The following is a 9,601-nucleotide window of genomic DNA, read 5'->3' as shown; positions in this document are numbered from 1 at the left end:
CTTCTGTCATCCCAGTGCGTGACACTGGGATCTCGTTCCTTAACTTTATAGTGTAAATTATTTCAAATTGTGTCTAGCTGCAAGTATAATAATTTCCATTTATAGATAAAGTATGTTACAAATGTTATGCCAAAGAGTATAATAAAATCTATATCAAATACTTTACAAGAAAAAATGGGATAGAGGCAAAAGCAAATATTAATAAGGATAATTTAAGAAAAGCGTATGCTAGAGTTTGAAGAAGCCGTAAAAATAAAAAATATTATTGAAAGGTTAAATAGCACATGATATAATATATATATAGTGTAAAAATATAAATAATTTTATTAACATCTTTACATTAATAATTCTTAAATATTTAGTACTGTAGAATTAAATTATTAAGTTTTATGAAGGAAGTAAAAATGGTGGAAAGCTTTTCAGGTAACAACAAAGGCAGTAATTTTATTGGGGAGGCAAAAATAATGGAAAATTTTTCAGATAATAACGAAAACGGTAGCCCAATCTTCCAAGGAAAAATCAGGGAGCAAGATTTCTCTGCAGAGCAGAAGCTAAATGAACTAAAAGCAGCCATGGTGATAGAGAGGACTTTTGCTTGGATCAATAGAAATAGAAGGCTATCAAAGGAGTACGATTTACTTACAACATCTACTGAAAGTTTCATATATCTGGCTATGAGTAAAGTTATGTTAAGTAGGGAATATGCTTGATTTACTGGTTTGTGGACAACCTCTAGTAGCGGAATGACGAATTTTTGTTTTTCAAGTTGTCAGTAAATCTAAGTCAGTTTAGCTATATAAAAATAAACCTGCAAGTTTCTTAGCTAGACTTGGTCTTAATGTCAAAAAAACTTGCTTTTAGACACTAACAGTTATATATTTTAATAAATCAGGGTTGTATACAAAATGAAGAGCTTAAAGGAATTATCCTTAAGAATTAAGAATATTAAATCTGTACAGAAAACCACGAAAATAATGCAAATGGTCTCTGCAGCAAAGTTATTAGAAAGTCAAAAGAAGTTATTAAATTCAAAATTATATGTATCTAAGCTGCATAACATTATTTCTTCATTAATGCTATCAGTTGATCAAGAATTACTGGCAAAAATTCTAAATGTCAGTAACGACGGTTCTTACCTAGTATTCATTGTTGCGTCTGATCGTGGCTTGTGCGGCAACTTTAACTCTTCTATTGTCAAATTTAGTCAAGAGCGTGTAAATAAGTCAATCGCAAATGGCAAAAAAGTAGATATTCTATTTCTTGGTAAAAAAGCTTTTGATGTAGGTAAAAATAGATTTGACTCTAAAAGTATCTTAAAAATTGAAAATAGTAAGGGAATCACGTTAAAGCACGTAGAAGCTTTGGTTGATGGTATAGATTTAAGTAAATACGATAAAGTTAAAGTTTTTTATAGTAAATTCTATAATACCTTCACGCAAAAACCAATGTTGGAAACAATAAAACCATGGAGTAAAGACTCATCCTTGATTGATAGCTCTCTGGCTGCTCCAACAACAGATTACGGCTATGAGTATGAACCACAAAATATTGAATTTATTTTAAAATCTTTGGTTCAAGATTACGTTGTAATTGCTCTTTACTCTGCTTTACTTGAAAGTGCAACGAGTGAGAATAGTGCTAGAATGGTTGCTATGGAATCGGCAAACAGAAACACTAAAGAGATACTGAACAAATTAGCATTGTTTTATAATCGTTCTCGTCAAGCAGCGATTACGACTGATTTAATTGAAGTTATAGGTGGTGCAGAATCTTTATAGAAATCTAAGGAATAGAAAATGAATATATTAAATATTGCAGCAGATATTACTAAACTAATAAAAAAGCAAAATCAAGATGCGGAAGTTACAATATATGAAACTAATAAGACTTCAGTTTCTCAGCGTCTATCAAAAATTGAGCAAATATCACAATCTAAAAATTGCACTGTAGGAATCAGAGCTATAGCAGGTAAAAACAAAGCTGCGTATATTTCTACAAACGATTTGAACAATCTGAGTGATACAGTAAGCCAAGTGGTAGAAATGGCAAAGAATGCGCCAGAAGATCCTTGCATTAATTTTGCTGTAAATGGTAGTAATTGTATCTCTTCTGCAGATTTAAGTATCTCAGATAATAATGTTGTAACCGTTGATAACCTAAAAGAAATTGCTGAAGCTGCAGAAAATTCAGCCCTTGCACATAAGAGTATCACTAATTCTGAAGGAGCCTCTTCTTCATACGCTTTAGTGAATACAGTATTATCGACTGTTTCTGGTTTTATTGGCTCGTTTAGTAAATCAACCTTTGCTAATCAGGTCTCTGTTGTTGCTGAAAGAGAAAGTGAAATGAAGGTTGGTTACGATTATGATATAGCATGTAATTTTAGTGATTTAAAGTTGCCAGAGTTAATGGGAAAAGAAGCAGCAAAAAGAGCAGTTGATCAATTGAATTCACGTACAATGAAAACTGGTAAATTTCCAGTTATTTTTGAAAAAAGAGCAGCAAAAGGGCTAGTAAAAAGTTTTGCTTCTGCTATAAATGGGAGCAGTATTATAAGCAACAGTTCTTTCTTGAGGGGTAGTTTAAATGCTCAGATTTTCAACGATAGAATTAATATTATCGATGATCCATTGTTGCCAAGAGGCATAGCATCGAGACCATTTGATGGAGAAGGGATAACTAGCAAGAAAAATATATTTGTAAAAAACGGAGTATTACAAAATTGGATTTTAGACTTATACTCGGCTAGAAAATTAGACTCAGAAACAACCGGAAGTGCAACTCGTGCAAGTAATGCTGCAGTTATTCCTGCAGCTAGTAACCTCTATATTGAGAATGGTAATGTATCGTTTGAAGAATTAATTCAGGAAGTGAAAGAGGGAATATATGTAACTGATTTATTTGGTTTTGGTGTTAATTTAATCAATGGCGATTACAGCCAAGGCGCTTCCGGATTTTTTATAGAAAATGGAAAAATAATGTATCCAATACATGAAATTACCATTGCTAGCAATTTGAAGGATATGTTTAGCAATTTAGTCGTTGCAGATGATCTAACTTTTTGTGGGCAATTTAATTCACCAACGATTAAAGTTAGCGAAATGACGGTTGCAGGTTCGCTTAACGATTAAAAAATTTATTTGCATTAAGTACAACAATTGTGTATTATTGTCATGTAATGTTAAGAATAGACTATGGAGTATAAAGGTTTAGTTTCAATAGCTAAGCTTAAAGCATTCTCAATCGTAATCTTAAAGTTTTTCATCACATTGGTAGTGTTAATTAATAATTTAGGAGTTGTTTAAATGGAATTTGGTAATGTAAAATGGTTTAATGCCGAAAAAGGCTATGGTTTCATCAAGCCAGAAGGTAAAGGGGGTGACGTTTTTATACATGTTAGCACGTTGGAACGTTCAGGAATAAGGCCTGAGACACTTAAAGGAGAGAATAAAGAGAAGGGGACAAGAGGAGAAAGGGTGAGTTATGAGGTTAAAGAGGAGCGCGGTAGAAACGGAGAAGATAAAAAATCTGCAATAAATTTAAGGTTGGAAGATTAATCTATTATGAAGTCTTTTAACAGGATTAACGTATTGTGAATAATTTTCATGGGATGGGTCTCCCAGCTTTGCTTACACAAGCTCTAGATAAAAATAATCTTTTCGTCCCAACTCCGATTCAAATACAAGCGATTCCCTTAGCGCTACAAGGTAAAGATATTCTTGGGTCTGCTCAAACGGGAACTGGAAAAACTTTGGCATTTGCTATTCCGTTGGTTGCTAAGTTGCTGAATGAGCCTAACACTGGTTCAGCTTTAGTCATCGTGCCAACCAGGGAGCTTGCGCATCAGGTAACAAATGAGATAAGAAAACTCTTATTTCAAAATTCTGCACTAAGGGTCGCTTTATTGATTGGTGGTGAGCCTATTTTTAGGCAGCTAAATCAGCTTCAGAAAAAACCACAAATTGTAATAGGTACTCCTGGTCGTATTATAGACCATATTGAGCGTAAAACTTTGATTACTCGCAATGTTAGCGTTCTTGTGCTTGATGAAACGGATCGTATGTTTGATATGGGTTTTGGAATTCAAATTGAAGGGATCATGAAATATCTGCCAAAAATACGGCAGACTCTTATGTTTTCTGCAACTCTTCCTAGTGATATAGTTAAACTTACTGAGAAGTACCTTAATCGACCAGAACGTATTTCTGTTGATTGTGAGGCTACAACTTCTGTAAAAATTAAGCAAGAGGTTGTTTATGCATCAGAATCAGAAAAATATGGGAAGCTTGTTATACAACTATGTCAGCGCGAAGGGTCAATCATTATCTTTGTCAAAACAAAGCAAGGAGCGGATCAGCTAGCTAGCAGATTGCATAAAGATGACTATAGCGCTTTAGCAATTCATGGTGATTTAAGGCAGCACAAGCGCGAAAGGGTCATTAATTCTTTTCGTCGTGGCCGTAATCAAATCATGGTTGCAACAGATGTTGCTTCTCGCGGCCTTGATATTCCCCACATTCAACATGTTATCAATTATGATGCACCACAATCGCAAGCTGACTATATTCATCGTATAGGTAGAACTGCACGTGCTGGAGCTGAAGGGCATGCGCTATCTTTTGTTACACCTCAAGATAAGAGAAGACTGCCTGCGCTGGCAGACAAAGAAGGAGAGCCAAATTTTGATTGTAGTGTGCAATTTAAAAAACGTAACAGCAAAAAGGTCTTTAAAAGGCCAAGTACGCTAAAGACTAAATACGGTAGAAAAAAGATCAATGCATTTCAGAAGAAAAGCAGAGTACTAGAAAAAGCGTATTAAATAGAATTTACCTATAACTTGATAAGCGTAAAACTCGTCATTCCGCTACTCATTAGCGGAATCTATGTTGAGATATCGTGGTTCTATGACGTAGATCCAGAGTGGGGATTCAAATTAGCTACAGCGAACTGCTGGATTTCAATTTTTTTAATAATTGTGTGCTATTCATTATATATGAGTTCCCACTTTTAAAGAGAATAGGAGATGATTTCCAAAAACTTAGAGGCAAGTTTGAATAGAGCACTATTCATTGCTTCTAATTTTAATCTAAAATATGCGAAAATAGAACATTTATTGCTGGCGTTAACTAAAGACCGGTTGGACGTAAATTACGTTTTATCAAGATGTAATATCAGAGCCGATGAAATCATCAATATGGATAACATTCTATCAAGATGCAATATTAAGGCTAATGATTATAATAATAATATAAAAGGGTTTTTACAAAGCAGTTCTGAATTGATTATCAGTGGAGTTAAACCTAGCTCAATGTTTCAATGCATAATACACAGAGCAATAATACGGGCTCATAGCTTGGGGAAAAAAGAAATAAATGGAGCAAGTGTTCTAGTAGAAATTTTGTCTGGGCAAGATTTATACGTTGAAGATCTATTACAGAAACAAAGTGCGAAAGATTCCAATTTGATTTACCATATATCTAATATGAAATACTCTAACGATATAGATGAATACACCACCAATCATAAAGTAAAACTTGATAAAAATAATGACGCTCCTACTACAGTAAATAAAGATGAGCTACTAAAAGATGAGGAAATTCTACAAAGTTATTGTAAAAATTTAAATGACTATGCAAGAAGCAAAAAAATAGATTATGTTATTGGTCGTGATTATGAATTAAATCGCACTATAGAAATATTATTGAGGCGTAGAAAAAACAACCCTTTATATGTTGGAGACCCAGGTGTTGGCAAAACAACAATAGTTGAGGGTTTGGTATTGAAGATCATTGAAGGCAGTGTTCCGGGTGCACTCAGGTCCAGTATAATTTATGCTTTGGATTTAGGATCACTCCTTGCAGGGACACGCTACAGAGGTGATTTTGAAGAGAGAATAAAATCTATAATAAAAGCGATTGAGGTAAAACCAGGTGCTATCCTTTTTATTGACGAAATACACACTATCATTGGAGCAGGTTCTACAAGTGGTAGCTTTCTTGATGCAGGTAACCTACTCAAACCTGCGCTTGCAAGAGGTACACTGCGTTGTATAGGTGCAACCACATATAGAGAATACAGCGCTAGTTTTGAAAAAGATAAAGCACTAGCGAGAAGGTTTCAAAAAATTAATGTTAAAGAATCTTCTGTTAATGAAACGATAAAGATACTAGATGGTATAAAGCACTACTATGAAGGGTATCATGGAGTATATTATACAAAGAATGCCATTAGGTCTGCGGCTGAACTTTCGCATAAGTATATTACTGGGCGAATATTACCTGATAAAGCGGTTGATGTTATTGATGAGGCAGGGGCATATTGTAAATTGCTAAGAAACAGGGGTAAAATTGTAAATAGTAGAGATATTAAGAATACCATTACTAGAATTACAAATGTGCCTTGCGGATCTGAATCTGATGATTTGCAGAAAGTAAAGTCTTTAAAAGCTAATCTAGAGAAGGTGATTTTTGGCCAAGAGCAGGCAATAGAATCTCTTGTTAATTCTATTAAAATTGCTAAATCTGGGTTGAGAAATTACAATAGGCCTTTAGCAAATTATCTTTTTGCAGGGCCAACCGGTGTTGGTAAAACCGAGCTAGCAAAACAATTAGCAGAAAGCATGGGCATGAATCTTATACGCTTTGATATGTCCGAATATATTGAGTCTCATACGATATCAAGGATGATTGGTTCTCCGCGTGGATATGTAGGTTATGATCAGGGTGGATTACTCACAGAGCCTGTATCTAACAATCAATATAGTGTTGTGTTGCTTGATGAAATTGAAGAGGCCCATAGCGATATCTATAATATATTGCTACAAATTATGGATTATGGTTGTGTTACAGACACTTACGGACGTAAAGTTGACTTTTCCAATATAATCTTAATTATGGCAACTAATGCAGGAGCAGCTGAAAGCAGCAAAAGTTTTGTTGGCTTTGGGCATAAAAAATTTAACACTGGTGATAGTGAAAAAGCGATAGAACAGGTTTTTAGCCCTGAATTTCGTAATCGTCTTGATGCGATTATTTCTTTTTCTGACTTAAATGCGGATATAATTCTGCATATTGTAGATAAATTTATTCAGGAACTGAAAAAGCAGCTGACGCAAAAAGGCATAAACTGCTTGGTAAAAGATGAAGTGAAATCTTATCTTGCACAAACAGGTTATAGTCAGGAAATGGGAGCACGTCCGATAGAGAGACTTATTGAAAAAGAGATAAAAAGTTACTTAGCGGAAGAAATACTGAATCGTAAATTAATAAAAGGAAAGAAATTAACAATCTATATGAATAAAGTAGAAAATAAAATTGCTTTTGATATAGTTTGAAATTCTTGTTTTTTTATTACACTGATAGTATACTTATTTTAAGAATAATGAGGCTATAGTGGCAAGTTTAACTACAAATCAGTATTACAGTAATCGCGATTTACAGAATTTATTTTCAAGACTAGAAATAAAAGCAGAAGAAGTAATAAGCGAGGAGTTTGACGATATACTCAAGTTAGTTGAACGGAGCTTTAGAAAGCTTTCATTAAAGTGCCATCCTGACAAAGAAAAAGATGAAGAGAAGAAAAAGATAGCTACAGAAAAGTTTCAAAAACTTAGTGCAGATAAAAAAGAGGTAGAGAAGTATCTCAACGCTTTAAAAGAAGGAAAAACTCCTAGTCAATATGAAAGACTATCAAGTGAAGAAGAACGGAGGAGGCAAACAAAAATTTATGGAATATTATCACGTAGAAGCAAAGCTATAAATAGAGCACTTTTATTTTTTATATTAGCAAATGCGGTGGTTACTCCATCGCTGAAAGTTGAGTATTGCTTATCGCAACTTGCTAATAGTGGCACGGTGCAAAGCATCGCTTATCAATTTTATGCATTTAGCATAGGGATTTGGCCGTTGTTATTTATTATATCCTTTTGTGGTATTATTTATGCAGCAAGTAAAGAAAAAGGTTCACAAGAGGAAAATCTGGATAGATTAAATCGAAGATACAATCTACTTATTGCTGCTGATAATTATGTGATATGTATCGCAGCAACATTTGCTATATGTGGTCTAGTGTCAGATGTAGCACAAAATGGCTGGCCTGCTCAACATGGAACAATGCTGATGATTAATTTAGCATTGGATTTATTACTTATTGCTTTACTTAGAACTTTTACAAAGGCATTTGAACTATATAGTGAACATTGCATTCAGCGCTTATATGAAGAAGATGCAGAATTTAGCTATAAAGAAAAATTTGCATGGTATGACTACAAGCTAGTGCTTATGCCACTTGTTCTTCCTATTGTCAAAATGTATTTTAGAGATTTAATCCAAAAAAAGCCACAACAGCACACCACCAATCCTAACGTTACATCTTTAGATACACCTGCAGGACAAGAACCATAAAAAGATCTTTGCTTCAACTGTGGTTTTTGCTATACTTTAAATGAACTTCATAGCGTTAATGAGTAAAGAAATAAGACAAATCTTAAACCACTACGAAAGTGAAAACCCCGGGGTAAAAGCAAATCTTACTCGTATTCTCATGCATGGAAAGCTTGGCGGCACTGGCAAATTAGTAATTCTCCCTGTAGACCAAGGGTTTGAACACGGGCCAATAAAAAGTTTTGAAGTTAACCCTGATGCTTATGACCCACATTATCATTTTCAGCTTGCAGTTGATTCGGGAGTAAGTGCATATGCTGCTCCACTTGGTATGATTGAAGCTGGTGCTTCAACTTATGCTGGAATGCTCCCACTTATTTTGAAACTTAATAGTTCCAACTCCTTACATTCGAAGAATCTGACTTCTGATCAAGCAATAACCTCTTCTGTGAAAGATGCACTGCGTTTGGGCTGCTTGGCTGTTGGATTTACTATATATCCTGGTTCTGCTAAGTGTTTCGATATGATGGAAGAAGCCCGTGAAATCGTAGCTGAAGCCAAATCTTATGGGCTTGCAGTAGTGTTATGGTCTTATCCACGCGGTGAAGGAATTTCCAAAGAAGGTGAAACAGCGGTTGATGTTATTGCCTATGCTGCACACATGGCAGCTTTGCTTGGCGCTAATATAATAAAAGTAAAACTTCCAACTAAATATTTGGAAAGGGAAACAGAAAATATTGAATCATTATCTAAAAGAATTGAATATGTTAAAAGATCTTGTTTTGCAGGAAAAAGAATAGTAGTTTTTTCTGGTGGCGAGTCGAAATCAGTGAATGACATATGCAATGAAGCGAAAGAAATTAAGCAGGGTGGTGGTAATGGTTCAATCATTGGACGTAACACTTTCCAACGCAAAAGGGAGGAAGCTTTATCTATGCTGAAAGATATAATGGATATCTACACATAAAAAACGGCTGGGTGGCAGAATGGCTTATGCAGAGGACTGCAAATCCTTTTATACCGGTTCAATTCCGGTCCCTTTCATTTTCTATATCTTGTAAAAGTTGCTCAATTCAACAGTAGCTTTAAGTGTGTAACCTATAGAGAAAATTATTCATAAGTAAAATCAATTTCTTTTCAAGTTATGGTTATACTCTTATAGCGTTTCATGGTAAAAAATAAACTAAAAATAAGCAAAGTGTTTTACAAAATGATATTAC

The 9,601-nt window shown here is 34.4% G+C and carries 8 protein-coding genes; all 8 read left to right on the top strand.

Going from position 1 to position 9,601, the window contains the following annotated elements; all coding sequences use genetic code 11:
- Positions 1 to 389 precede the first annotated feature (389 nt).
- A complete protein-coding gene (locus tag WGMM_RS07115) occupies positions 390 to 710 on the top strand; it encodes a transposase (RefSeq protein WP_338062974.1) in 321 nt (106 codons plus the stop codon).
- A 195-nt stretch (positions 711 to 905) separates the two neighbouring features.
- Complete coding sequence (gene atpG / locus WGMM_RS03160) at positions 906 to 1,778, top strand: ATP synthase F1 subunit gamma (RefSeq protein ID WP_038249966.1); 873 nt, start codon at positions 906 to 908, stop codon at positions 1,776 to 1,778.
- An 18-nt stretch (positions 1,779 to 1,796) separates the two neighbouring features.
- Positions 1,797 to 3,131, top strand: a complete 1,335-nt coding sequence (locus WGMM_RS03155; protein ID WP_038249961.1) for a TldD/PmbA family protein — start codon at positions 1,797 to 1,799, stop codon at positions 3,129 to 3,131.
- 174 nt (positions 3,132 to 3,305) lie between these two features.
- Positions 3,306 to 3,557 carry a cold-shock protein gene (locus tag WGMM_RS03150; RefSeq protein ID WP_038249956.1) on the top strand — a complete coding sequence of 84 codons (252 nt, stop codon included), beginning with the start codon at positions 3,306 to 3,308 and terminating at the stop codon, positions 3,555 to 3,557.
- 35 nt (positions 3,558 to 3,592) lie between these two features.
- The gene (locus tag WGMM_RS03145; protein WP_038249953.1) at positions 3,593 to 4,819 is read left to right on the top strand and encodes a DEAD/DEAH box helicase; all 1,227 of its coding nucleotides are present in this window, start codon (positions 3,593 to 3,595) and stop codon (positions 4,817 to 4,819) included.
- Positions 4,820 to 5,023: 204 nt separating this feature from the next.
- Positions 5,024 to 7,333: an AAA family ATPase gene (locus WGMM_RS03140; RefSeq protein WP_038249950.1), complete on the top strand. Its 2,310-nt coding sequence runs from the start codon at positions 5,024 to 5,026 to the stop codon at positions 7,331 to 7,333.
- A 58-nt stretch (positions 7,334 to 7,391) separates the two neighbouring features.
- Positions 7,392 to 8,402 carry a molecular chaperone DnaJ gene (locus WGMM_RS03135; protein WP_038249939.1) on the top strand — a complete coding sequence of 337 codons (1,011 nt, stop codon included), beginning with the start codon at positions 7,392 to 7,394 and terminating at the stop codon, positions 8,400 to 8,402.
- A gap of 58 nt (positions 8,403 to 8,460) precedes the next feature.
- Positions 8,461 to 9,348: a class I fructose-bisphosphate aldolase gene (locus tag WGMM_RS03130; protein ID WP_038249937.1), complete on the top strand. Its 888-nt coding sequence runs from the start codon at positions 8,461 to 8,463 to the stop codon at positions 9,346 to 9,348.
- The last annotated feature ends 253 nt before the right edge of the window (positions 9,349 to 9,601 follow it).

It is taken from the genome of Wolbachia endosymbiont of Glossina morsitans morsitans (assembly GCF_000689175.1).
GTDB lineage: Bacteria > Pseudomonadota > Alphaproteobacteria > Rickettsiales > Anaplasmataceae > Wolbachia > Wolbachia pipientis.
Note: the sequence above shows the minus strand (reverse complement) of the source record. Positions and strands in the feature narration are given on the sequence as shown.